Below are 24341 nucleotides of genomic sequence, written 5' to 3'. Positions count from 1 at the left end.
GTGATAGACCCCGGGGGCCTTGGGTTCAATCCTCGAAACAGCGCGCGCGCCCGTCCGCGCCGATCGTTGCCGCCCCATCGGCGATTCCCGCCGCCCGCTGCCGCAGCCCTTGCGGCAGGGCCGAGGCATCGCGCGCCTTGGGGTTCGGCAGCACCGCCGCCAGCCGCGCCGCCTGCACCGCCGTCAGATTTGCGGCCGACACGCCGAAATACGCCTGCGCCGCGGCTTCCACCCCAAAGATGCCCTCACCCATCTCGGCGACGTTCAGATAGACCTCGAGGATCCGCCGCTTCGACCACACCAGCTCCACCACCGGGGTCAGCACGGCCTCTGCCGCCTTGCGCGGCCAGCTGCGGCCCTGCCACAGGAAGACGTTCTTGGTGGTCTGCTGGCTGATGGTCGAGGCGCCGCGCTGGCGCCCTTCGTCCAGCGCCTTGCGGATCGCCGCCATGTCAAAGCCCCAGTGCAGGCAGAAATTCGCATCCTCCGCCGCAACCGCCGCCCGCGCCATCACCGGCGCGATCTCCTCCATGCTGACCCAGTCACGCTGCAGGCTTCCCAGCCGGAGGCGTTCCGAGATCATGTAGGGCGTCCAGATCGGGTTGATGACGGTGAAGGCCACCACCAGCGCAAGCACCGCCATCGCCGCGCGCGCCACCCACTGCAGCGCGAAGCGCAGCGCACGCGCACGCAGCGGCTGCGGAGCCGCGCGCCGCTTGCCGCGCCCGGTGCCGGGCTTCGCTGATCTGGATCCGGGTGCCATTGCCATCCTTCGCATAAGTCACAGGCGGCTGCGGAGGGTCAAGTCGCCGCTGACCGCGGCCCCCCCCGTAAACCTCGCACCGCCCGGTTCGGGCGGGATAAGGCGAGGCACTGACTCGCCCCGCCCGTGCGGAACATGCCTCCCGGAGCCGCTGGCAACACCAAACCGGCTGAGGACAGCGCCCGACCTGGCGGGCGAGAAGCGCCCGCCAAGGGGTGATGAGCGAAAAGAAATCTTCCAGTGGAAGATTTCCGCGAAGAACGCCCGGCCCGTGGCCGGGCCGGGCCGGGAGGGCGGGCGCTGGCCGGGCCCTTTGGGGGCCCGTCCGGTGTGGGTGGAGAGGGCGGGGAGTGGCGAAGGCGATGGCCTTCGCCAAGTCGACGGATGCCGAGGCAAAGGCCCCGCCGTCCCCGGCAGGGCCCCTTCGGTCACACCAACCGCCTCACTCCGCCGGCATCGCCTGCAGCTCGTCCGACAGCGGGTGTGACAGCCGGTTCAGCATCTCCCTCGGGCAGATCTGCACGAAATTCGCCCGCTCCTCGGCCCAGTTGGTCAGGATCGCCAGCGCCTTCAGGCTGCCGGTTTCCTTGGCGTGCCGCTCCACCAGCCCCCGCAGCTGCGCCTCCCAATGCGGGTGGCTGACGGCGCAGGTCACCAGGCTTTCAAGGTTCATCATGTCCTCGGCCACCCCGTGCGGATCGTGGACATAGGCCATGCCCCCGGTCATCCCCGCGCCGAAGTTCGCGCCGACGGTCCCCAGGATCACCGCAACCCCGCCGGTCATGTATTCACAACCGTTGGTGCCGCAGCCCTCGATCACCACCTTCGCGCCCGAGTTGCGCACCGCGAACCGCTCCCCGGCCCGCCCCGCGGCGAAGAGGTAGCCATCCGTCGCACCATAGAGCACGGTGTTGCCGATGATGGTGTTTTCCGACGCCACCAGCGGCGAGGACATCTGCGGACGCACCACGATGGTGCCGCCCGACAGGCCCTTGCCGACATAGTCGTTGGCATCGCCCATCACCTCGATCTTCAGCCCCGGTGCCGCAAAGGCCCCCAGCGACTGCCCGCAGCTGCCCGACAGCTTCACCGTCAGATGATCGGGCTGCAGCGCATTGCGCATCCCGAAGTTCTGCACGATGTGGCTCGACGCGCGGGTGCCGATGGTCCGGTGCGTGTTGCGCACCGCATAGGACAGCTGCATCTTCTCGCCATCCTCGAAGAACCGCGCACCATCCTTGACGATTTCCGCGTCCAGCGTATCGGGCACGAAGGTGCGCGGCTTGGTGCGGTCATAGACGATCTTGTCCCAGCCATCGACGGTGATCAGCAGCGGGTTGAGGTCGAGGTCATCCAGATGCGCGGCGCCGCGGCTGACCTGCGTCAGCAGATCCGCCCGCCCGATCACCTCGTCAAGGCTGCGCGCCCCGATGCTTGCCAGGATCTCGCGCACTTCCTGCGCATAGAAGGTGATCAGGTTCACCACCTTGTCGGCGGTGCCGGTGAACTTGGCGCGCAGCGCCTCGTCCTGCGTACACACGCCCACCGGGCAGGTGTTGCTCTGGCACTGGCGCACCATGATGCAGCCCATGGCGATCAGCGCCGCGGTGCCGATGCCGTATTCCTCGGCTCCCATCATCGCCGCGATGACAATGTCGCGCCCGGTGCGCAGCCCGCCATCGGTGCGCAGGGTGATCCGCTCGCGCAGCTTGTTCATCGCCAGAACCTGATGCGCCTCGGTCAGGCCCATTTCCCACGGCAGCCCCGCATATTTGATGCTGGTGCCCGGAGAGGCCCCGGTGCCGCCATTGTGGCCCGAGATCAGGATCACATCGGCCTTGGCCTTCGCCACCCCCGCCGCGATGGTGCCGACGCCCGAAGACGACACCAGCTTCACCGTCACCTTGGCCCGCGGGTTGATCTGCTTGAGGTCATAGATCAGCTGCGCAAGGTCTTCGATGGAGTAGATGTCATGGTGCGGGGGCGGGCTGATCAGCGTCACCCCCGGCGTCGAATGGCGCAGCCGCGCGATCAGCGCCGTGACCTTCATCCCCGGCAACTGGCCACCCTCGCCGGGCTTGGCCCCCTGCGCCACCTTGATTTCCAGCTCTTCGCAGGCGTTCAGGTATTCCGCCGTCACGCCGAAGCGCCCCGAGGCAACCTGCTTGATCTTGGCGCTCGGGTTGTCGCCGTTCGGCTCCGGCACGAAATGCGCCGGATCCTCGCCGCCCTCGCCGCTGTCGGACTTCGCCCCGATCCGGTTCATCGCCACGTTCAGCGTCTTGTGCGCCTCCGGCCCCAGGGCGCCAAGGCTCATCCCCGGCGTCACGAAGCGCTTGCGGATCGAGGTGATGCTTTCCACCTCCTCGATCGGCACCGCCTTCGCCAGCGGCTTGATGTCCAGCAGGTCGCGCAGATGGATCGGCGGGTTCGCCCGCATCGCGGCCGAATACTGCTTCCACAGGTCATAGCTGGCCCGATCGCAGGCCGCCTGCAGCATGTGCATCGTCTGCGCTTCCCAGGCGTGCTTCTCGCCCGACCGGCGCGCCTTGTAGAAGCCGCCCACCGGCATCACATCGGCGCCGCCCAGCCAGCCCTTGGCATGGACCTCCTCGGCCTTGTGCTGGATGCCGTGCAACCCGATGCCGGAAATGCGGCTGTGCATCCCGGGGAAATACTCTGCCACGATGGCGCGGCTCAGCCCCACCGCCTCGAAGTTCAGCCCGCCGCGATAGGACGAGATGACGGAAATGCCCATCTTCGCCATGATCTTCAGCAGCCCGGCATCCACCGCATCGCGGAACCGGCGCGTCGCATCGACAAGGCTGCCCTCCAGCAGCCCGCGGCTCAGCCGGTCGGCGATGCTGTCCTGCGCAAGGTAGGCGTTCACCGTGGTCGCGCCGCAGCCGATCAGCACCGCAAAGTAATGCGGGTCGATGCACTCGGCCGAGCGCACGTTGACGCTGCAGAACGTCCGCAGCCCCTTGCGCGTCAGCCAGCTATGCACCGCGCTGGTCGCCAGGATCATCGGCATCGCCACGCGGGTCTCGCTCTGATGCTGATCGGTCAGCACCAGGTGGCCCGCGCCGGACCGCACGGCATCCTCGGCCTCGGCCCGGATCCGCTCCAGCCCGTTGCGCAGCGCCTCCTGCCCCTCGCCCTTGGCAAAGGTGCAGTCGATGAACGCGACGCCGGCCGCGAACTGGCGCACCATCTCGTCAAACTCGGCATTGGCGATGAACGGGCTTTCCAGCACCAGGATCTCGGTCTGGCTGGAGTTCTCATCCAGCACGTTCTTCAGGTTGCCAAAGCGCGTCTTCAGGCTCATCACCCGGCTTTCGCGCAGGCTGTCGATGGGCGGGTTCGTCACCTGGCTGAAGTTCTGCCGGAAGAAATGCGACAGCGGCCGATAGACGCTCGACAGCACGGCTGCCGGCGTATCGTCGCCCATGCTGGCGATCATCTCCTTGCCGTCCTCGGCCATCGGGGCCAGCACCTGCTCCAGCTCCTCCAGCGTATAGCCGGCGGCGATCTGGCGCTTGCGCAGTTCGGCCCCCTCGAACAGATGCGTCTCGGGGATGTGGCGCAGATGGGCGTTCAGGTCCACGACCTTCTCGATCCACTCGCCGAAGGGCTGGCTGCCGGCAAGCCGGTCCTTGATCTCGCGGTCGTGGTAGAGCCTGCCGCCCTTCATATCGACGGCAATCATCTGCCCCGGCCCCAGCGCGCCCTTTTCCTTCACCCGCGTCTCGTCGACCGGCACCATCCCGGCCTCGGACCCGGCGATCAGCAGCCCGTCGCCCGTCACCACATAGCGCAGCGGCCGCAGCCCGTTCCGGTCCAGCCCGCCGCAGACCCAGCGGCCATCGGTCATCGCCAGCGCGGCCGGCCCGTCCCAGGGCTCCATCACCGCGTTGCAATAGGCATACATGTCCTGCCAGGCCTTCGGCATCTCGCCGGTGGTCTTGCTCCACGCCTCGGGCACCAGCATCGTCTTGGTCATCGGCGCCGACCGGCCCGAGCGCACCATCACCTCGAACACCGCATCCAGCGCCGCCGAATCCGAAGACCCGGCCGGCACGATCGGCTTGATATCCTCGGCCGCCTCGCCGAACGCGCTGCTGGCCATGCGGATCTCATGGCTGCGCATCCAGTTGAGGTTGCCCTTCAGCGTGTTGATCTCGCCGTTATGGGCCAGCATCCGGAACGGCTGCGCCAGCCACCATTGCGGGAAGGTGTTGGTCGAATAGCGCTGATGATAGATCGCAAAGGCGCTCTCGAACCGCTCGTCCTGCAGGTCGGGGTAGAAGACGCTCACCGCCTCGGCCAGCATCATGCCCTTGTAGATGATGCTGCGGCACGACAGGCTGCACAGGTACAGCCCCGCAATCTGCGCCGCCACCGCCGCCTTCTCGATCCGCCGGCGGATCACATACAGCTCGCGCTCGAAGGTCTCGTCGTCGATGTCCTTCTCGCAGCGGATCAGGATCTGCTCGATCTCGGGCCGCGTCGCGTTCGCCTTCTCGCCCAGGACATCGGTGTTCACCGGCACATGCCGCCAGCCATAGATGTAGTGGCCCATCCGCAGCACTTCGGTTTCCACGATGGTCCGGCACCGCTCCTGCGCGCCAAAATCCGTGCGCGGCAGGAACACCTGCCCCACCGCGATCAGCTTGCCCATGTCGGGCTCATGCCCGGTGCGCCGCACCTGGTCATAGAAGAACCGCACCGGGATCTGCACATGGATGCCCGCCCCGTCGCCGGTCTTGCCATCGGCATCCACCGCGCCCCGGTGCCAGACCGCCCTCAGCGCGTCGATGCCGTTCTGCACCACCTTGCGGCTGGGAACCCCGTCGATGGACACGACCAGACCCACCCCGCAGGAGGCATGCTCGTCCTCCTCGCGGTACAGGCTGTTCTCGGCCATCCATTTGCGCTTGGTCTCTTCTTCGCGCACCCAGGCTTCATTGTACTCGGTCATTTTTCACTCCTCTGGGTTGGGCGGAAGCGAGGCCAGAAACTCTGCCTCGGTCATCTGATGGGTCGGGCCGACGAAGGCATAGGCGTCGGGCTTGCGGTCGATATAGATCTCATGCTCCAGCCGCATCCCGGACAGATCGTCCAGCAATCCGGCGGCAAGGTAGTATTCCGCCGCATCGCCCTCTGTGGTCAGCCGGTACCACAGCGGCGAGCCGCAGGTGCCGCAGAACGCCCGCTCGGCCCAGTCCGAGGACCGGTAGGCGCGGATCGCCTCCCTGCCGCTGATGATCTTCAGCGCCTCGGCCGGCACCCCCAGCGACAGCGTCGCAAGCCCGGTCCAGCGCCGGCACATGCCGCAATGGCAGGCGCCCAGTTCCTGCGCCGGGTCGGTCACCTCGAAGGCAACCGCGCCGCACAGGCAATGTCCGCTGCGGATATCAGCCATGATCCATCTCCAGCGCAGGGGCCGTCTGCGACATCAGCTCGTCACAGCCGAACAGCGGCACGGTAGACAGGTATCCCGGCTCCCCCGGAAAGATGAAATCCACCGGCGTGTTGTCGGTCGGCAACCGGCCCTCCGGGTTCTCGAAGGTCTCGCGGCCAGAGAAGAACAGCCGCCAGTCGCGGTGCACATACTGGTTGCCCCAGCGGCGTGCGACCACCTCGCCGGTGTCGGTCTTTTCCTCGATCTCGAACTCGGTCACTTCCAGCTCGATCCCGTCGATGACCGCACTCTCGCCTGTCAGCCGGTCCACGCCCACATAGCTGCGGCGATAGCCGTCCTCGGACAGGGTGGAGAAGTCATAGGTATCCTCGCCCGTTTCCAGCAGGCCCGAGAAGGAGGCCGCGTCCCGCGACGGCTCCTCCAGCACGGTGCGCTGCGGCGGGGAAAACTCCCAGCTTTCGATCCACTGGAACTCGCTATCCACCTTGGCGCTGAAGAACGGCCCGTCGGCATCATAGAGCGTGTCCCACTGATCCCCCGGCGCGTCGCCCTCGCAGGTGAAGTAATGCGCCACAAGGCAACCGCGCATCTGCACCGTCATCGACGGCGTGCAGCCCTGCGGCGGGGTGAAGGTGGCCGCGGCGGCGGGGCCGCACAGCATCAGCCCCGCCACCGCGGCGGTCAGGGTAGTCCGGCTTGCGGTCCATTTGCGTGCCATCTCGCGCCCCTTGCTGCGGGTCAGCCCTGCTGCCCCATTAACCCAGGTGAATTCCGGCCGGCCTATTCCCGACAGTTCCGCTATACATATGACATATGCATGGGTTCTGTATGACTTCCGGCTGGTCCCACCGGGCCGGCCCTGCGGCCCGGTAACGTCCGTTAAGGCGGCCTACTCGGCCGCCACCGCCGTTGCCGGCTGGCCCAGATAGGTCAGGATCGCTTCCGCCGCCTCGCGCCCGTCGCGGATCGCCCAGACCACAAGGCTGGCGCCGCGCACGATGTCGCCCACCGCATAGACCCCCGGCAGGCTGGTCGCATGGGTGCGGAAATCGGCCTTGATCGTGCCCCAGCGGGTCACTTCCAGCTCCGGCACGTTCCACAGGCCCGGAATATCCTCGGGCTCGAACCCCAGCGCCTTGATGACCAGATCGGCATCCTCGACGTAATCGGCGCCCTCGATCAGCTCGGGGCTCTGCCGCCCGGTCGCATCCGGCGCGCCCAGCCGCATCCGTTGCACCATCACGCCCTCGACGGCCGTGCTGCCGGAAAAGCCCTTCGGCGCCGCCAGCCAGACGAACTCCACGCCCTCTTCTTCGGCATTGGCCACCTCGCGCTGGCTGCCCGGCATGTTGGCCCGGTCGCGCCGATAGAGGCACTTGACCGACACCGCGCCCTGCCGAATGGCGGTGCGCACGCAGTCCATCGCGGTATCGCCGCCGCCGATCACCACGACGCGCTTGCCCTCGGCATTCAGCTCGCCGCTGTCATACTCCGGCACCTCGTCGCCAAAGCTCTTGCGGTTCGATACGGTCAGATAGTCGATGGCGCGCACGATGCCCTCGGCGCCGGACCCCGGCCCCATCAGATCGCGGGTCTTGTAGACGCCGGTGGCAATGACCACCGCATCATGTTTGCCGCGGATCGCGTCAAAGCTCAGATCCTCGCCCACGGTGCAGTTCAGCACGAACTGCACGCCGCCATCTTCCAGCTGCTTGATGCGGTTCATCACCACATCCTTCTCCAGCTTGAAGCCGGGGATGCCATAGGTCATCAGCCCGCCGGCGCGGTCATAGCGGTCATAGACCGTGACCTGCACCCCCTTGCGGCGCAGGAAGTCGGCGGCCGCCAGCCCCCCCGGCCCCGCGCCAATGATGCCGACGCTTTCGGTGCGCTCGGCATGCGGGCGGATCGGCTTGACCCAGCCCATGTCCCAGGCGGTGTCGGTCACGAACTTCTCGACCGACCCGATGGTCACGGTGCCATGGCCCGATTGCTCGATCACGCAATTGCCTTCGCACAGCCGGTCCTGCGGGCAGATGCGGCCGCAGATCTCGGGGAAGGTGTTGGTGGATTGGGCAATCTCATAGGCTTCCTGCAACCGGCCCTCGGCGGTCAGCCGCAGCCAGTCGGGGATGTTGTTGTGCAGCGGGCAATGGCTCTGGCAATAGGGCACGCCGCACTGGCTGCAGCGCCCGGCCTGCTCTTCCGCCTTCGGAATCGCGAACTCGCGGTAAATCTCGTTGAAATCCTGTGCGCGGACACTGGCGTCACGCTTCTCGGGCGTCTCGCGCGCGACGGTCACGAACTGGAGCATGCGTTGCTTGGCCACTGGCTGCGCCTCCCTGGTTTCTGCGGGTCGCGCATTGCTACAATGGGTCAAACCAAAATAAAAGTCAGTACGGTTTACCTAATATGTCGATTTTTTGGGTGCAGGGGCCAGTCGAAGGTGTCGCCGACCCAAAAATGGGTCAGCATCTTTTACCTATCGGTCAGAAACCCATCTGCAAAGCGGTCAAAGCCACCGCGCCGACGATGATTCGCCACCACCCGAACAGCGCAAACCCGTGCTTGGAGACATAGCCCAGCAGCCAGCGCACCACGAGGATCGCCGACAGGAACGCCATGACGAATCCCACCGCAATCACACCCATTGCCGAAGAATCAAGCACATCTCGGTTCTGGAACAAATCATAGGCAAAGGCGCCCGCCATCGTCGGCATCGACAGGAAGAAGGAGAACTCCGCCGCCGCCCGCTTCGACGCGCCCAGCGCCAGCGCCCCCACGATCGTCGCGCCCGACCGGGAGACGCCGGGAATCATCGCAAGACACTGGATGAACCCGATGGCCACAGCCATGCCCAGCGGGAACTGCTCCGCCTCATGATGCTTCGCCACCAGCGGCAAGCGGTCCACCACCAGCAGGATGATCCCGCCCAGAATCAGCATGATGGCGATCAGCTTCGGCGTCTCGAACAAGACCTCCTTGATGAAGCCATGCGCCATGACGCCAATGAACACCGCCGGCAAGAACGCCAGCAGGATCGCAAGGATGAACCGCCGCGAGTCCGGATCATGCCCTGCAGTGGAAAAGACCGCCCAAAGCCGCGCCGAATAGACCCCAAGCACCGCCAGAACGGCGCCCAGTTGAATCACCACCTCGAAGGATTTGCCCGCGCTTTCGAAGCCCAGAAAGTGCCCCGCCAGCAGCAGATGGCCCGTCGAGGACACCGGGATAAACTCGGTCAGCCCTTCAAGCAGCCCAAGAAAAGCCGCTACCAGCGTTGTATTGCCGTCCATCCGTCCCGCCTCTTGCTGTCCTGTCCCGTGGCTTTACGCCGCGGCGCAGCATGGCGCAGGCCCGGCCGCTTGTCGACCCGCTCCTGCACCCAGGCGGGCGCAGGACGGCAAGATCACGCCCGCAGGTTCTTGGCCGAAGCCTTGATCGCGTCGTATTGCCCCGAGGGACGGAAGCGCCACAGGTAATCGGGCAGCACCGCGCTGAACGGCGTCGCTGCAATCCCCAGATCCGCCAGCCCCTTGGCCCCCGGCGCCACCACATTGTCGGCCGCGAGGTTGCGCACCTGATCGCGGGTCAGCAACGTGTTCGACACGAGGCCCCCTGTCAGGGTCTGCATCATGTCAAAGCCCCAGCCCATCATCCGCGCCGCGAAGAACGGCACGTTGAGCACCAGCCGCCGGCGATGGATCACCTTCAGCATCGCCGCCATCAACTCGCGGAAGCTGCAGACATCCGGCCCGCCCAGCTCGTAGATCCCCGGCGCGGCCTGGCCCAGCACGCCCTTGACCGCGGCCTGGGCCACATCGTCGACGAACACCGGCTGGAATTTCGTCTCCGCGCCCACCACCGGCAGGATCGGGCCCATGCGGGTCATGCCGGCAAAGCGGTTGAAGAACTGATCCTCGGTCCCGAAGATGATCGAGGGGCGCAGGATCACCGCGCCCGGAAACGCCTCAAGCACGGCAGCCTCGCCGGCCGCCTTGGTGCGGGCATAATCGCTGCCCGACCCGGCATCCGCGCCGATGGCAGAGATCTGCACCAGCCGCGCCACGCCCGTTTCAGCCGCGATCCGCGCAATCCGCGCCGCGCCCTCGGCCTGCACCGCATCGAAGGTGTTCTTGCCGCGGCGCCCCAGGATGCCGACGCAGTTCACCACCGCCTCCGCCCCCGCCATCGCCGCGCGCACCGACGCATCGTCGCGCACGTTGCACAGCACCGGCTCCACCTGCCCGACAGCGCCATAGGTCCGCACGAACATCGCCTCGTTCGGGCGGCGCACGGCAACGCGCACCAGCCAGCCCTCCTTGGCCATCCTGCGGGCGATGTAGCGCCCCACAAACCCCGAACCGCCATAGATCGTGACCAGCCTGGACATGGGCGAAACCCTTTTGTTCCTTGAATGGCCCCTGATTAGCGCCAAGACCGGCACCGGACAAGGCGCAATGCAGCGCAGCCCACCCGCCGCCGGACCCTGCCCCGCAAGGCCCGGACGAAGCCCCCGGAAGAAATCGCAAAATGGGCCGTTGACAGTGCCGGTGCCCCTCTGTAAATCCCCGCTCCACGACACCGGCCCAGGTGGCGGAATTGGTAGACGCGCACGGTTCAGGTCCGTGTGCCGCAAGGCGTGGAGGTTCGAGTCCTCTCCTGGGCACCATCGTTCAAAACGCCCCGAAGCCTCGCGCTTCGGGGCGTTTTGCGTTTCCGCCGCCGGCGTCAAGCCACAGTAGCATCGGCTCCGCCAAAGGACTATATCAACGCCGAACCAAAAGGCGGACCGGCAATTGGCAATCCATTTCTACAAGAACGACCTGCCCGACGGGCTGGACCTTGGCCCCGTGGTGGCCATCGACACCGAAACCATGGGCCTCGATCCCCGGCGTGACCGGCTCTGCCTGGTGCAGATGTCCTCGGGGGATGGCGATGCGCATCTGGTGCAGATCGCCCGCGGCCAGACCAGCGCGCCCAATCTGCAGCGGATGCTGGCCGATCCGGCGGTGCTGAAGCTGTTCCACTTCGGCCGTTTCGACATTGCGGCGCTGCAACAGGCCTTCGGCACCGTCACCGCGCCGGTCTGGTGCACCAAGATCGCCTCGCGGATGATCCGCACCTTCACCGACCGGCACGGGCTGAAATACCTGCTGCAGGAGCTGGTCGGCATCGATGTGTCCAAGCAGCAGCAAACCTCCGACTGGGGCGCGGCCGAACTGACCGATGCGCAGAAGGAATATGCGGCCTCCGACGTCCTGTACCTGCACCGCCTGATGGAGGAGCTTTCGGCGCGGCTGGAGCGCGAGGGGCGCACCGAACTGGCGCAGGCCTGCTTCGACTTCCTGCCGACACGGGCATATCTCGACCTGCTGGGCTGGGATGAAACCGTCGACATCTTCAACCACTCATGACACCCGATCGCGCCACCCTGCTGGAGACCGGCCGCCGCGTCATCGAGATCGAGGCGCGGGCGCTGGATCTGCTGACCGCCTCGCTGGATGACACATTCGCCGCGGCGGTGGAGATCATCCTGAAGGCCCGCGGGCGGGTGATCGTGTCGGGCATGGGCAAGTCCGGCCATGTCGGGCGCAAGATCGCCGCGACTTTCGCCAGCACCGGCACCCCGGCGCAGTTCGTGCATCCGGCCGAGGCGAGCCATGGCGATCTGGGCATGGTCACGCCCGCGGATGTGGCGCTGGTCCTGTCCAATTCCGGCGAAACGCCGGAACTGGCCGATATCATCGCCCATACCCGCCGCTTCTCGATCCCGCTGATCGGCGTGGCCAGCCGCGAGGGCTCCACCCTGCTGCGTCAATCCGATGTGGCGATCCTGCTGCCACGCGCGGAAGAGGCTTGCGGCACCGGCGTCGTGCCCACCACCTCTACCACGATGACTCTGGCGCTCGGCGATGCGCTGGCCGTCGCGCTGATGGAACACCGGCAGTTCACGCCCGAGGATTTCCGCACCTACCACCCGGGCGGCAAGCTGGGCGCGCGGCTCAGCCGCGTCGCGGACCTCATGCACCGTGACATGCCGCTGGTGACACTGGACACGGCCATGGGCGATGCGCTGCTGGCGATCAGCCAGAAGGGCTTCGGCGTCGTCGGCGTGACCGATGACGCGGGGCGCCTCGCTGGCATCATCACCGACGGTGACCTTCGGCGGCATATGGAGGGGCTTCTGTCCCGCAGCGCCGCCGAGGTGATGACCGCCGCCCCCCGCACCATCGACCCAGGGTCTCTGGCCGAGGCTGCCGTGGCGGCCATGAACGACCGCAAGATCACCTGCCTGTTCGCGGTGGACCCCTCCGGCGACGGCCGCCCGCTGGGAATCCTGCACATCCATGATTGCCTGCGCGCCGGGGTCGTGTGACCGATGGCGACACATGACAATATCCACTCGCGGCTGGTGGCCTGGCTCAAGGTGATATTGCCATTGGCGGCGCTTGCGCTGCTGTCGACGCTGTTCCTGGTGTCGCGCGGCATCGCGCCCGAGGATGCGCTGCCCTATTCCGAGGTCGATGTCGAAGAACTGGCCCGCGAGCCGCGCCTGACCGCCCCGCGCTATGCCGGTGTCACGCTCGACGGCGCCGCGCTCAGCGTCACCGCCGAGGTGGCGCGCCCCGATGTCGGCGGGGCCGGTCAGGCCAGCGCCACGGCGCTGACCGCTCGGCTGGAGACGCCCGATGGGGTGACGACCGACATTGCCGCCAGCGATGGCCAGCTAGACACCGCCGCCGGCCTGCTGACGCTGACCGGGGATGTGCGGATTGCCGCCTCCAGCGGCTATGCCATCACCACCGGCGCACTGACCGCGGCGCTGGACCAGACCCTCCTCACCTCGCCCGGTGCGGTGGTGGCGACCGCCCCGATGGGGCGAATCGATGCCGGCGCGATGCAGCTGACCTCGCAGGACGGTGATTACGTCTTGGTTTTCAATGGCGGCGTGAAGCTGGTATACGAGCCCAGGAATTGAGCATCCATTTGACGCCTCCTCCGAGGCCAAGGAATTGAGTCGCGACATGGCACTGACCCTCCGCCTGACCCTGGCCTCGCTCGCCCTCGCCGCCGGACTTGCGCCTGCGTTTGCACAGGGCACCAACCTCACCGTCTCGGGCCTGCAGCAGGATACCGGCGCCCCGGTCGAGGTCACGGCGGATTCGCTGCAGGTCGATCAGGCCGCCGGCAGTGCGGTCTTCACCGGCAATGTTCTGATCGTGCAGGGCACCATGCGCCTCGCCGCGGCAGAGGTGCGCGTCGCCTATGCCAAGGCCGCGGATGGCACCCCCGACACCGGCACCATCGACAGCATGACCGCCACCGGCGGCGTGACGCTGGCCACGGCGACCGAGGCGGCAGAGGCGGCGGAGGCGGTCTATTCCCCGCAATCGGGCGATCTGGTGATGACCGGCGATGTGCTGCTGACCCAGGGCGGTAACTCCGTTTCCGGCCAGACCCTGACCATCGACCTTGATACCGGCGCCGGGCGAATGGATGGCCGGGTGAAAACCGTGCTACAGACCGGCACCGCAGGGGGCAACTGATGACCCCCGCGCCCGACCTGACCGTGGCGGAAGGCAGCGCGGGCCTGCGCGTCGTCAACCTGCGCAAAAGCTACAAGCGCCGGCTGGTGATCCGCGATGTGTCGCTGGAGCTTCGGCGCGGCGAGGTGGTGGCGCTGCTGGGGCCGAACGGGTCGGGCAAGACCACCTGTTTCTACAACATCGCCGGCCTCATCACCCCCGAAGGCGGGCAGGTGATGATCGACGGGCGCGACGTGACCGGCCTGCCGATGTATCGCCGCGCCCGGCTGGGCATCGGCTATCTGCCGCAAGAGGTCAGCATCTTCCGCGGCCTGTCGGTCGAAGACAACATCCTTGCCGTGCTGGAGATTCGCATTTCCGACAGCCACAAGCGCCGCGAACGGCTGGAAGACCTGCTCAGCGAGTTTTCCATCACCCACCTGCGCCGCGCGCCCGCGCTGTCGCTCTCGGGCGGGGAGCGGCGGCGGGTGGAGATTGCACGCTGCCTCGCCGCCGACCCGAAATACCTGCTGCTGGACGAGCCCTTCGCCGGGGTGGACCCGATCGCCGTGGGCGAGATCCGCAGCCTGGTGCATGACCTGAAATCCCGCGGCATCGGTGTGCTGATCACCGACCACAACGTGCGGGAAACGCTGGAGATCGTCGACCGGGCGTATATCCTGCATGACGGCAAGGTGCTGATGAGCGGCACCGCCGATGAGGTGGTCCGCGATGAAAACGTCCGCCGGGTCTATCTGGGGCAAAGTTTCCGCATCTCGTAGGGGCCGCACATGTCGATGACGCCGGGCCTGCGCCTGTCCACCCGGCAGCGGCTCGCGCTGACGCCGGGGATGCGGCAATCGCTGGCGATCCTGCGGCTGCCGGCGCTGGATCTGCACGAGGAAATCGCCCGCCTCGCCGCCGAGAACCCGTTCATCGAGCATCGCCCTGCCGAGCCCTGCCGCGGCGATTGGCTGCTGGACCTGCCCGCCGCACAACCCTCGCTGTTCCAGTCGCTCCAAAGCCAGCTCTCCACGCAGCGCCTTGCGCCAGAGGTGCGGGCCGCGGCACTGATGCTGGTCGCCGAACTGCGCGAGGACGGCTATCTCGACGCCACACTGGACGAGATCGCGGCCGAGACCGGCGCCCCCCCGGTTTTGCTGGACAGGGCGCTGCAGGCACTGCAGGCTTGCGACCCGCCCGGCATCGGCGCCCGCGATCTGCCCGAATGCCTGGCGCTGCAACTGCAGGCGCAGGGCCATGCCCCCGCCCTTGCCCGCGCCATCTGTGCCCACCTGGAAGCCTTCGCCGAGGGCCGCTGGCAGCGCCTGGCCCGCGCCCTTGGCCTGCCGGCCGACCAACTGGCCCAGATCGCCGCCCTTCTGCCGACGCTGCGCCCCGCGCCCGACCTGCCCGACTCGACGCCCACCCTGCCGCTGCTGGCCGAGTTGATCGTCGAGCCCGGCCCCGATGGCAGCCCGCTGGTGCGCCTGAACCCCGATGCCCTGCCCACCGTCACCGTCGCGGGGCGGATGGCCGGCGCCTCCGCCGACCTCGCCCGGGCCCAGTCCGAAGCCGGCTTCCTTGTCGCGGCGCTCAAGGCGCGGGGCGCCACCCTCCTGCGCATCGGCACGTATCTGGTGACACATCAGGCGCGCCATTTCGCCTCTGCCGGCGATAGCCCGCTGCTGCCGATGACCCGCGCCGAGGCGGCGGCCGCGCTTGCCATGCACCCGGCCACCCTCGGCCGCGCCATTTCCGGCAAGGCGCTGTCGGCCTTCGGGCGCACGCTTTCCATCGAAGGCTTCTTCTCGCACGGGCTGCCGGGACGGGACGGCGCCGTCTCGGCCCACCAGATCCAGCGCCGAATCCGCGCGCTGATTGCCGCCGAGCCGCCCGATGCCCCCCTTGCCGATGACGCGATCTGCACACAACTCCAAAAGGAGGGCGTTGACATCGCACGCCGGACTGTCGCCAAATATCGGACATGCATGCGTATCGCTTCATCGTTCGAGCGTCGGCGCCGGAAGGTCATCATGGACCGATCCGCAAACAGTTCCGCGATGAACCCGCCCCGATACTAACCGCGCCGAAAGCATTCAGGAGCCAACCTGAATCGTCCGGTGCACACACCTGAAGGAGGAGTCATGCGCTATCAGATCAGTGGCAAGGGAATGGATGTGGGCGATGCCCTGCAAACCCATGTCAAATCCGAGCTGGGCGAAACATTCGAGAAATACGCCGGTCGCCCCACCGATGCGACCGTCGTGTTCTCGCGCGCTGCCTATGAGCATATCTGCGAGGCCACGGTGCACCTGTCCACCGGCCTGACCGCCTCGGCCACCGGCCGCGCCTCTGAAATCTACCCGGCCTTCGAGGCCTGCCGCGAAAAGATGGACAAGCAGCTGCGCCGCTACAAGCGCCGCCTGAAGGACCACCACCGCGACCGGGTGGACCCGGTTGAATTCGCCGGTGCGCCCTCGTATATCCTCGCCGGAACAGATGGAACAGACACCGAGGAGCTCGAGCCGGATTCGCTGCAGCCCATGATCATTGCCGAGATGGAGATGCAGGTCCCCACCCTCTCTGTCGGTGAGGCGGTGATGCAGATGGAACTGTCGCACGCGCCGCTTCTTGTGTTCCGGAACGAAAAGAGCGGCGGCGTCAATGTCGTCCATCGCCGCGATGACGGGAATATCGGCTGGATCGATCCAGCCCACAGCAGATAGGCGCCCGAGGACGGGGCGTGGAACAGTCAGGTCAGATGGAACTTTCTCAACTGCTGAAACCGAATGCCGTAAAGGCATTCGGCCACGCCACGTCCAAGAAGCGCCTGTTTCAGGATCTGGGCGACATCGCCCATTCTGTCTATGGCTTGCAGACCGCAGACACCGTCGATGCGCTGCAGGAACGCGAAAGTCTTGGCCCAACTGGTGTGGGCCATGGCGTCGCGCTGCCCCATGCGCGCCTGCACGGGCTCGACCGGGTGGTGGGCGTGTTCATCCGGCTCGACAAGCCGATGGATTTCGATGCGGTGGACCGGCAGCCGGTGGATCTGGTCTTCGCGCTCTTCGCGCCGAAAAGCTCTGGCGTCGATCACCTGAAGGCGCTGGCACTGGTGTCGCGCACCATGCGCGACGCCTCGACCTGCGCCAAGCTGCGCGCCAACAGCGATCCGGCGACCCTGCATGCCGTGCTGACAGAGGTGCGCGGGACTCAGGCGGCCTGAGGCTCAGGCGGCGTGAGCCGCCTGCCTTTACGCAGACCAGCCCCCGAAGCCGAAGGCCACATAGTCGCGCTGATAGGCTTCGCGCAGCAGCGCCTCGATCTCTTCGGTCATGACCTCTGCCAGCGCGAACGGCGCAGTCTGCGCTACCGGCGCGGGCAACGCCGGCGCAGGCCGCCCGACCGCCTCGGCCAGATGCCCCAGATCCTCGGCCAGCCGGTCCTCGCGCGCGATCAGGTCGGGCATGGCAAACTGCGCAAACCCCTGCAGCACCGCCGCCTGGCTGGCCCAGGCCGCGTCGATGCGAACGCTGGTCTGCCCGGCCAGATGCCCCTTCAGGAACCGCGCGAAGCCGGCAAAGGCCGCGCGGTGCGCCTCGAGGTCCATCTTCGCTACCTTCGCTACTGGCGGCAGCGGCAGCTTGTAGGTCTTGCGCAGCACCTCGCGCACCTCGGCATATTGGCCGTTCAGGATATGGTCGCAGAACGCCGCATGGGCCCGCGCCACCGGATGGCGCAGCACGGTGAAGCTGCGATGCCCCGGGTGGCCGCGCAGCCACTGGCGCAGCGACTTTTGCGTAAACTCCTCCTGCAGCGCCCCTTCGTCCAGCGAGGCGAGCCAGCCGCGCACCTGTGCCACCGGCCCGGCCTTGATCGGCATGAACAGCAGCGGTGCCCGCGCCGCCGCCACGAAGCTCGGCACCGCCGGCCCCCGCCGCGGTTCGAAATTCGGGGTGCGGGTCAGGTTGAAGCGGTCGAGCCGCGCCAGCGCCGCCTCCATCGCCCCGAAATTCGCAACCTTGCTCTCCAGCGGTTCGGGGTTCTGCTTCACGAGGCTGGTCGCCAGCCCCTGCACCCCGCCCTCGGCTCCCAGAAAGCGCGCGAGGCCGCTCAGCACCGCAACGTCCTGGATATCCTCGTAATCCACATAAAAGGCCGTCTGCCCCCCGACCTGCAACGCCCGCAGCAGCTGCAGCTGAAACTCCTGCAGCCCCGCCAGATGGCCCGTGAACTCCTCGGCATCGAACAGCACCTGCGAGGTTTTCTGGTGCCGTGCATCGCCCAGCTTCCACTGCCCGGTCTGCCGCGCGATCTGCAGCGAGACATAGCTTTCCACCGGGTTGCGGGTCAGGATCACCTTGGCGCAGCGCGGGTCGTCCAGCACCTCGTCCAGCACACGCGGGTCGTGGTCGTGGAAGAACCGGAACCCGTTCAGCCCCGGCGCTGCCCGCATCGCCGCCAGCAGCGCGGCCGGATCCTCGGCCCGCTTGGCCAGAGTAACCCCCAGCAGGCTGTCGGTCTTGGGGTGACCCATGAAATGCGGATTGAACGCCTCGCCATGGCAGGTCAGCCCCGGCACGCCGTTCAGGCTCGCCTCCAGCAGGTTGGAGCCGGTGCGCATCTCGGCGAAGATCACGAACATGTCGAAACGGCGGCTCATGGGGCGCTCCCGGTCATTGCACCAGATAGGGGCGCTGGCCGCGGTGGGCGGCGTTGCGCGGATCGCTGCCCACGGGGAATTCGCCCATCAGCATGGGCTGCATCCCCTGATTCTTGAGGTTCTGCAAGAACCGGCCAAAGCCGGTGAGGTCCGCCATCCGCGGCGCCTCGCTCAGCCGACGCGTCGCGCGGGGGCTGATCTCGTCGATGATGGTCTGCAGGGGCTCCATCGGGTTCTCGATGAAATCCGCCATCGTCCAGACCCGCACTCGGGCCTTCACATACATCGACCGCAGAATCTCCAGATGCTCGGTCTCGATCCGCTGCAGCCGCGCCGCCTCGGCCCGGATATCGGCGAAATTGGCGTTGGACCGGAACAGCGGCACCGACCACGCGCCCGAGATCACGCTGATCTGCGCATTGGGATCGGTCGCGGTGAACCAGTTGATCGCCTGGTTGTCGCGCGGGCTGAACTGGAAGCATTGCCGCTCGCCCCGGGTGTTCCAGATCAGGTTGGTCAGGAAGGCCCGCGGGTTGTAATCGCGCAGCACCGCGGAATCGGTCAGCGCGCCATTGAACACCGTCTCGCCGCCAGCAAACTCCACCCGGCCCGGCGCGAACAGATGCCCATGCGCCCGCCCGCCGCCAACCGCCTTGGTCAGCCACAGCTCGAAATTCTCGAACAGGTCGGAAAAGCCCTGGAACACCGAATAGGGGGCGCTGGTCTTGCCATTCTCATGGTCCTGCCGCGGAAAGCGCGCCTGCATGTAGAGCCCCGCCCGCCCACGCGTCCGCCGCTCCACCGCCTTGGAAAACAGCCGGTCGATCTTGCCGGGCTGCGGCTCGGCCCGCATCTGCCCGGCGGCGCTTCCCTCCAGGAAGGTGCGATACAGCCGGTCCGCCTTGGGCCAGATCTTCCGTGCGATGAAGCAATCCGACCGGCGCAGCAACTGCAGGTGATCGTCATAGAAGATATGCGGCTTGCCCTGAAAATCGAACTTCGACAGCGTCAGCGAGCGACTTTCCACATTGATGGAATAGGAGCGGGTCAACGTCTGGAAGTAGCTTTCATCCGGGATCCACACCCGCCGGAAATAGCGGTCATGCAGCGCCCGGTCCGGGTCTTGCAGGATGCAGGACAGCGTCTGCCGCGTCAGGCACCACCACTGGCTGCCCAGATGCGGCACCAGCCCCTTGGGCACGCTGCGCCGATATTTCACCCGCCGCTGCAGATCGACATATTTGTCGAACAGCAACCGCTGCTTCTTCCACGAAAACGGAAAGCGCAGGGTGAAACGCTCGGTGTTCAGCCCGCCCACCGTCCAACCCACATCCGACGTGGTCACACTCTCGATGAAGTCGGTCTTGGGGCGCGCATCGAGATATTCCACCAGTTCCTGCACCGGCCGCAGCGGCAGGCACGAGCCCGAGGCAAGATAGACATGGCGCACCTCGGCGTGCCGTTCCAGCATCTGCTCCGATGCCGCCTGCGTCGCCGCCACCAGCGACCAGGTGCCCCATTCGCATTTGTAGCGGCGCGAGAAGCTGACGGTCTCGATATCGGCCAGCATCCGGCGGAAGGCGCCAAAGTCATGCGGCGACACCCGCGCATCGACATGGATCACCACCGGGCAGCCACCATCGGCCCAGAATCGCGCCACCTGCGCGGCGCGGTCCAGCGCGGTATGGCACAGCATCACAAAGCCGACCGTCACCGCCCGTCCCTCATGCCCAGTTGCCTTTCGACATCAGCCCCAGAATCTCCAGTTGCCGCCAGTTGATGTATTTCTCGCTCCATTTGCACCACAGGTCCGGGCTTTCCTTCAGCCCGTCCGCATAGGCGCGGTATTCGCGGCTGCCAGCGTAGTGCTCGCCCCGCTCCAGTTCCTCCTCGACCTTGGCCGGCAAGGTGGACAGGAATTTGGCATGAAGCAGGCAACCTGAAGCCTTCTCGCCGCCCCATTCGTCATAAGTCTGGTTCAGCCCCCGCGGCAGCAGGTTGTGGGTCGAGCTGACATAGCAATAGGACCGGTGCCACTTCACCAGCGGAATCTTGTTCAGCGTCGGCGCATGCAGCGCGTCACCCGCAAACATCGTCCGCGCCCGAGGTCCGCCCTGGATCCACAGGTTGCCATAGGTGGGATTGCGCGAGATCATGTAATTGCCGCTGTCGAACCAGCAGGCAATCTCCATCGGGTTCTGCCCCTCGCGGTAGGGCTGCGCATCCAGCGGACCCTTGGGATACATGTCCAGCAGCATCGCCGGGAACGACCGGATCGACATCGTGTCAAGCCAGTCGGTCAGCGCGCTCAGCGGGCGGGTATCGCAGAACGGATAGACGAAGAACTCGTCAGGATCGACCACCAGCGTCCAGTGGCCGTGGCCGTGGCGCATCTGCAACCAGTTCAGCCAATCGACGCCGAAGCGGGACCGCTTGTAACTGGCCGTCGTCGTCCAGACCGAACAGTCCTTCTGCTCGGCCAGATATTCGCGGCTGCCATCGTCCGAGCCATTGTCCACGAAGAAGAAATGATTGACGCCCAAATCCCGGTAATAGCGGAGAAAATAGGGCAGCCGCAGCCGCTCGTTCCGCTGGGTGGCGAACAGCAGGATATCGCTGCTGCGGATCTTCTTGCTGCGGTCGGCGACGGGCTTCAGCTCGCGGCGCCGCCGGAAGGCACGCCAAAGCCTGCGCTTGCGCTCGAGTCGCAGCCGGTATGTCGCCCAAGCCCCCAACACGTCCCTTTCGCGGGAACTCGTCCGCCAGCGTCTCGCGCAGGGCTAGCACGTCTTGTTTAAGACGCTCTGAAAGTGCCCCGCCCACGTCTTTCGCGCGACCTGCGGCACACACCTCCGCATCGCACCATGGACCGCCGCGTCCGTTCCCAGCTGTTCTTGTATCCTCGCAGCCCAAGAATACAGATCACCCTGCGTTACGTAAACCGGGTAATCGCCCACAAACTCAAGATAAACTGGCAAGGGCGCCGCAATCACCGGGGTTCCGGCCGCCGCGGCCTCGGCCACCGGCAACCCGTAACCCTCGGCCAGGCTCGGCATCAGCAGCGCCCGCGCCCCTGCCATCAGCGCCGCAACGGCGCCGTCGGACAGGCCCGGCAGCTCATGGATGGTCCGTCCCAGATGCGGCGAGCGGTCCAGCCGGGCCAGGAAATCCTCGTTCCGCCAGCCGCGCCGGCCGACCAGAAACAGCCGTGGCACCTCGGCATCTAGCGTCTCGGCGTGGAACTTGTCCCACACATCCAGCAGAAGCGCGTGGTTCTTGCGCGGCTCCAGCGTGCCAAGCGCCAGGAAATAGGGCCGGTCCAGCGGCAGCCCTTCCGGCAGGGCGGCAGCTTCCGGCGTCACCATGTTCGTTCCCAGATGCGCAACAATGCTCTCGGGCAGCGGGCCATGGCGGCGGGCATGGCGGGCCAGATCGTCGCGCGTCGCCGCCGAATTGCAGATCACCAGATCGGCATGGCGCACCACCGCCGCCACCAGCGCGCCCATCTCCTCCACCGCATGGGGGCGCGAGAATTGCGGGAAATCCAGCGGGATCGTGTCATGCACCAGCACCGCGACCCGCAGCCCCGGCACGCTGCGCACCGCCGCCAGCAGCTCCTCGCCCGCATTCACATGGCCGGTGTTGAAGTACCACCCGCCCCCCGGCAGATGCCGCGCCATCAGCGCCGCCACCCCGTCCGGCATCGCCCCGCCAAGCGCCATCCGCCGCAGCTGCCGCGCGGCCAACGCCGGCATCCCGCGCCGCGCCACCAACCGCTCGACCAGCCCGCGAGGCGCAAGCCCTGCGTCCCCAAGCCACCCCTCCAGTGCCGCCCCCGCCCGCCGTGGCAACAGCCATTGCCGCCGCCCCTGCTTCATCAGCAGGAACAGCGGCTCTGGCCGGTCCAGAAATTCCCGCAGATAGGCAAGCTCCACCCGGTCGATCCCGGTCAGCGTGGGCCGGCCAACGCGCAGGACCAGCCGGGTCACATCCAGCACCCTGCCCCGCGCCGCCGTCATCAGGATCTACCGATCATAATGCCCGGACTGTTGCCACTTCCATGCATCGCCGATCATCTGCGCCAGCGTCGACCGCGCCGGTTGCCAGCCAAGTTCGGCAATCGCCCGCTCGCTGCCCGACACCAGCTTCACAGCATCGCCTGCGCGCCGGTCGCCCAGCACGATGGGCACCTCGCGGTTGGTCACGGCGCGGGAATGGTCGATCACCTCGCGCACCGAAAAGCCGCGCCCGGTGCCAAGGCAGAACACACGGCTTCCCTTCCCCGCCTCCAGCCATTTCAGCCCCAGAACATGCGCGTCCACCAGATCCATCACATGCACATAGTCGCGGATGCAGGTCCCGTCGGGCGTGGGGTAATCGGTGCCGAACACCGTCAGCGCCGCCCGCTTGCCCTCGATCGCATCCAGCATCAGCGGGATCAGGTGCGTCTCGGGCTGGTGGAACTCGCCCACCTCGGCCTCGGGATCCGCCCCCGCCACGTTGAAATAGCGGAAGATGACCGAGCGCAGCCCATGCGCCGCGCCGAAATCCTTCAGCATGTCCTCGATGGCGCGCTTGCTGGCGCCATAGCTGTTCAGCGGGGTCTGCGGGGTATCCTCGTCCAGCATCACCCCGTCATGGTCGCCATAGGTCGCGCAGGTCGAGGAGAACACGAAATCGAGGCACCCGGCCGCCACCGCCGCTTCGATCAGCACCAGCGAGGCGCCGACATTGCCGCGCCAATACTTGCCGGGTTCCTTCATCGCCTCGCCGACCTGGCTCAGCGCGGCGAAATGCATCACCGCCACTGGCTGCCATTTGGCGAAAACCTCGTCCAGCCGCGCCCGGTCCGCCAGCTCGCCCCGCTCGAACGGGCCGAACTTCACCGCCTGCTCCCAGCCCGTCACAAGGCTGTCGAAGGTGACTGGTACATAACCCGCCGCCTTCAGCGCCTTGCAGGCGTGCGAGCCGATATAGCCCGCGCCGCCCGTGACCAGCACATGCTGCGCCATGCCTTATTCAGCCGCCTGACGCATCGCCACGATCTCGCCAAGGTATTGCGAGAACTCCTCATTCAGATCATCCCGCGCCAGACCAAAAGCCACGGTCGCCTGCAGGAAACCGGCTTTCGACCCGCAGTCGAAGCGCTGGCCGCGGAAGCGGAAGCCGTAGACATCGTTGCTGTTGACGATCTCCTGCGCGATGGCATCGGTCAGCTGGATCTCGCCGCCGGCACCGATCTTGCGGGCGTGCAGGTTGTCCATCACCCGCGGCGTCAGGATATAGCGGCCGATGACCGCAAGGTTCGACGGCGCGACATCGGCCTTCGGCTTCTCGACCATGCCTTTGGCCCGCACGATGGCGCCCATGTCTTCAGCCACGTCAAGAACGCCATAGGACGACACCTTGTCCATCGGCACTTCCATGGTGGCGACCATGTTGCCGCCGGTCTCGGCATAGGCTTCCATCATCTGCTGCAGGCAGGGCTTTTCCGCCGCGATCACGTCATCGGGCAGCAGCACCGCAAACGGCTCGTCGCCCAGCAGGCGGCGGGCGCACCAGACGGCATGGCCGAGGCCAAGCGCCTTTTGCTGGCGCACATAGGCAATGGCACCCGAATCCATGTCGGTCGCCTTCAGGATCTCCAGAAGCTCTGTCTTGCCCTTGGCCCGCAGGTCGGCCTCGATGATCGGGGCAACGTCGAAATAGTCCTCAAGCGCGGATTTCCCGCGCGAGGTCACAAAAATGAACTCTTCAATGCCGGCTGCCCGCGCCTCGTCGATCGCATACTGGATCAGCGGGCGGTCAACGAGGGTCATGATCTCTTTGGGGACGGATTTGGTCGCCGGCAGGAACCGAGTTCCGAGCCCGGCCACCGGGAAAATGGCTTTTGTGACTTCGCGCTTCATTATCGCCTACCTTGTGTTCCGGTCCGGCATGGTCGCGCAGCCGAACGTC

At 66.7% G+C, this 24341-nt stretch carries 21 protein-coding genes and 1 tRNA gene; 9 read left to right on the top strand and 13 right to left on the bottom strand.

Annotation, left to right across the window (positions count from 1 at the left end; all coding sequences use genetic code 11):
- Nucleotides 1–25 precede the first annotated feature (25 nt).
- The 7 genes from mtgA to GVY41_RS11035 all read right to left on the bottom strand — a co-directional run bounded on the left by mtgA (nt 26) and on the right by GVY41_RS11035 (nt 10581).
- Nucleotides 26–769 (bottom strand): monofunctional biosynthetic peptidoglycan transglycosylase, encoded by a 744-nt coding sequence (gene mtgA / locus GVY41_RS11065; RefSeq protein ID WP_373283295.1) that lies wholly within the window; start codon nt 767–769, stop codon nt 26–28.
- A 436-nt stretch (nt 770–1205) separates the two neighbouring features.
- On the bottom strand, nt 1206–5744 hold the full coding sequence (gltB, locus tag GVY41_RS11060) for a glutamate synthase large subunit (RefSeq protein ID WP_161346391.1): 4539 nt from the start codon (nt 5742–5744) through the stop codon (nt 1206–1208).
- A gap of 3 nt (nt 5745–5747) precedes the next feature.
- Nucleotides 5748–6188: a GFA family protein gene (locus GVY41_RS11055; protein ID WP_161346389.1), complete on the bottom strand. Its 441-nt coding sequence runs from the start codon at nt 6186–6188 to the stop codon at nt 5748–5750.
- Nucleotides 6181–6906, bottom strand: coding sequence for a hypothetical protein (locus GVY41_RS11050; protein ID WP_161346387.1), 726 nt, complete (start codon nt 6904–6906; stop codon nt 6181–6183). The genes GVY41_RS11055 and GVY41_RS11050 overlap by 8 nt, the downstream gene beginning before the upstream one ends.
- Before the next feature lie 171 nt (nt 6907–7077).
- Nucleotides 7078–8517 (bottom strand): NAD(P)-dependent oxidoreductase, encoded by a 1440-nt coding sequence (locus GVY41_RS11045; RefSeq protein ID WP_161346385.1) that lies wholly within the window; start codon nt 8515–8517, stop codon nt 7078–7080.
- Between the two features lie 160 nt (nt 8518–8677).
- The gene (locus tag GVY41_RS11040) at nt 8678–9484 is read right to left on the bottom strand and encodes an undecaprenyl-diphosphate phosphatase (protein WP_161346384.1); all 807 of its coding nucleotides are present in this window, start codon (nt 9482–9484) and stop codon (nt 8678–8680) included.
- A 113-nt stretch (nt 9485–9597) separates the two neighbouring features.
- Complete coding sequence (locus tag GVY41_RS11035) at nt 9598–10581, bottom strand: complex I NDUFA9 subunit family protein (RefSeq protein ID WP_161346382.1); 984 nt, start codon at nt 10579–10581, stop codon at nt 9598–9600.
- A gap of 194 nt (nt 10582–10775) precedes the next feature.
- Here GVY41_RS11035 and GVY41_RS11030 point away from each other — a divergent pair.
- The 9 genes from GVY41_RS11030 (at nt 10776) to GVY41_RS10990 (ending at nt 16946) form a co-directional block, all read left to right on the top strand.
- Nucleotides 10776–10860: transfer RNA gene (locus GVY41_RS11030), tRNA-Leu, on the top strand.
- A 127-nt stretch (nt 10861–10987) separates the two neighbouring features.
- Complete coding sequence (locus GVY41_RS11025; protein ID WP_161346380.1) at nt 10988–11605, top strand: ribonuclease D; 618 nt, start codon at nt 10988–10990, stop codon at nt 11603–11605.
- A complete protein-coding gene (locus tag GVY41_RS11020) occupies nt 11602–12567 on the top strand; it encodes a KpsF/GutQ family sugar-phosphate isomerase (protein ID WP_161346377.1) in 966 nt (321 codons plus the stop codon). The genes GVY41_RS11025 and GVY41_RS11020 overlap by 4 nt, the downstream gene beginning before the upstream one ends.
- A gap of 3 nt (nt 12568–12570) precedes the next feature.
- A complete protein-coding gene (lptC, locus tag GVY41_RS11015; RefSeq protein ID WP_161346375.1) occupies nt 12571–13170 on the top strand; it encodes an LPS export ABC transporter periplasmic protein LptC in 600 nt (199 codons plus the stop codon).
- A gap of 46 nt (nt 13171–13216) precedes the next feature.
- Nucleotides 13217–13738: a lipopolysaccharide transport periplasmic protein LptA gene (gene lptA / locus GVY41_RS11010; RefSeq protein WP_161346373.1), complete on the top strand. Its 522-nt coding sequence runs from the start codon at nt 13217–13219 to the stop codon at nt 13736–13738.
- Nucleotides 13738–14499, top strand: coding sequence for an LPS export ABC transporter ATP-binding protein (gene lptB / locus GVY41_RS11005; protein WP_161346371.1), 762 nt, complete (start codon nt 13738–13740; stop codon nt 14497–14499). The genes lptA and lptB overlap by 1 nt, the downstream gene beginning before the upstream one ends.
- A gap of 9 nt (nt 14500–14508) precedes the next feature.
- Nucleotides 14509–15801 carry an RNA polymerase factor sigma-54 gene (locus tag GVY41_RS11000; protein WP_161346369.1) on the top strand — a complete coding sequence of 431 codons (1293 nt, stop codon included), beginning with the start codon at nt 14509–14511 and terminating at the stop codon, nt 15799–15801.
- 63 nt (nt 15802–15864) lie between these two features.
- A complete protein-coding gene (hpf, locus tag GVY41_RS10995) occupies nt 15865–16446 on the top strand; it encodes a ribosome hibernation-promoting factor, HPF/YfiA family (protein WP_161346367.1) in 582 nt (193 codons plus the stop codon).
- A gap of 35 nt (nt 16447–16481) precedes the next feature.
- A complete protein-coding gene (locus GVY41_RS10990) occupies nt 16482–16946 on the top strand; it encodes a PTS sugar transporter subunit IIA (RefSeq protein WP_161346629.1) in 465 nt (154 codons plus the stop codon).
- 27 nt (nt 16947–16973) lie between these two features.
- On the opposite strand, the gene GVY41_RS10985 is transcribed toward GVY41_RS10990, so the two are convergent.
- The 6 genes from GVY41_RS10985 to galU are packed head-to-tail and all read right to left on the bottom strand — an operon-like array spanning nt 16974 to nt 24292.
- Complete coding sequence (locus GVY41_RS10985; protein WP_161346365.1) at nt 16974–18383, bottom strand: sulfotransferase family 2 domain-containing protein; 1410 nt, start codon at nt 18381–18383, stop codon at nt 16974–16976.
- Between the two features lie 13 nt (nt 18384–18396).
- Nucleotides 18397–20097 (bottom strand): beta-1,6-N-acetylglucosaminyltransferase, encoded by a 1701-nt coding sequence (locus GVY41_RS10980; protein ID WP_161346363.1) that lies wholly within the window; start codon nt 20095–20097, stop codon nt 18397–18399.
- Between the two features lie 10 nt (nt 20098–20107).
- Nucleotides 20108–21118, bottom strand: a complete 1011-nt coding sequence (locus tag GVY41_RS10975) for a glycosyltransferase family 2 protein (RefSeq protein WP_161346627.1) — start codon at nt 21116–21118, stop codon at nt 20108–20110.
- A gap of 45 nt (nt 21119–21163) precedes the next feature.
- Nucleotides 21164–22372: a glycosyltransferase gene (locus GVY41_RS10970; protein WP_211374368.1), complete on the bottom strand. Its 1209-nt coding sequence runs from the start codon at nt 22370–22372 to the stop codon at nt 21164–21166.
- Nucleotides 22373–22408: 36 nt separating this feature from the next.
- A complete protein-coding gene (galE, locus tag GVY41_RS10965) occupies nt 22409–23395 on the bottom strand; it encodes a UDP-glucose 4-epimerase GalE (protein ID WP_161346359.1) in 987 nt (328 codons plus the stop codon).
- A 3-nt stretch (nt 23396–23398) separates the two neighbouring features.
- On the bottom strand, nt 23399–24292 hold the full coding sequence (gene galU, locus GVY41_RS10960) for a UTP--glucose-1-phosphate uridylyltransferase GalU (RefSeq protein WP_161346357.1): 894 nt from the start codon (nt 24290–24292) through the stop codon (nt 23399–23401).
- Between the last annotated feature and the right edge of the window lie 49 nt (nt 24293–24341).

This window comes from Frigidibacter albus, from assembly GCF_009908165.1.
Classification (GTDB): domain Bacteria; phylum Pseudomonadota; class Alphaproteobacteria; order Rhodobacterales; family Rhodobacteraceae; genus Frigidibacter; species Frigidibacter albus.
Note: the sequence above shows the minus strand (reverse complement) of the source record. Positions and strands in the feature narration are given on the sequence as shown.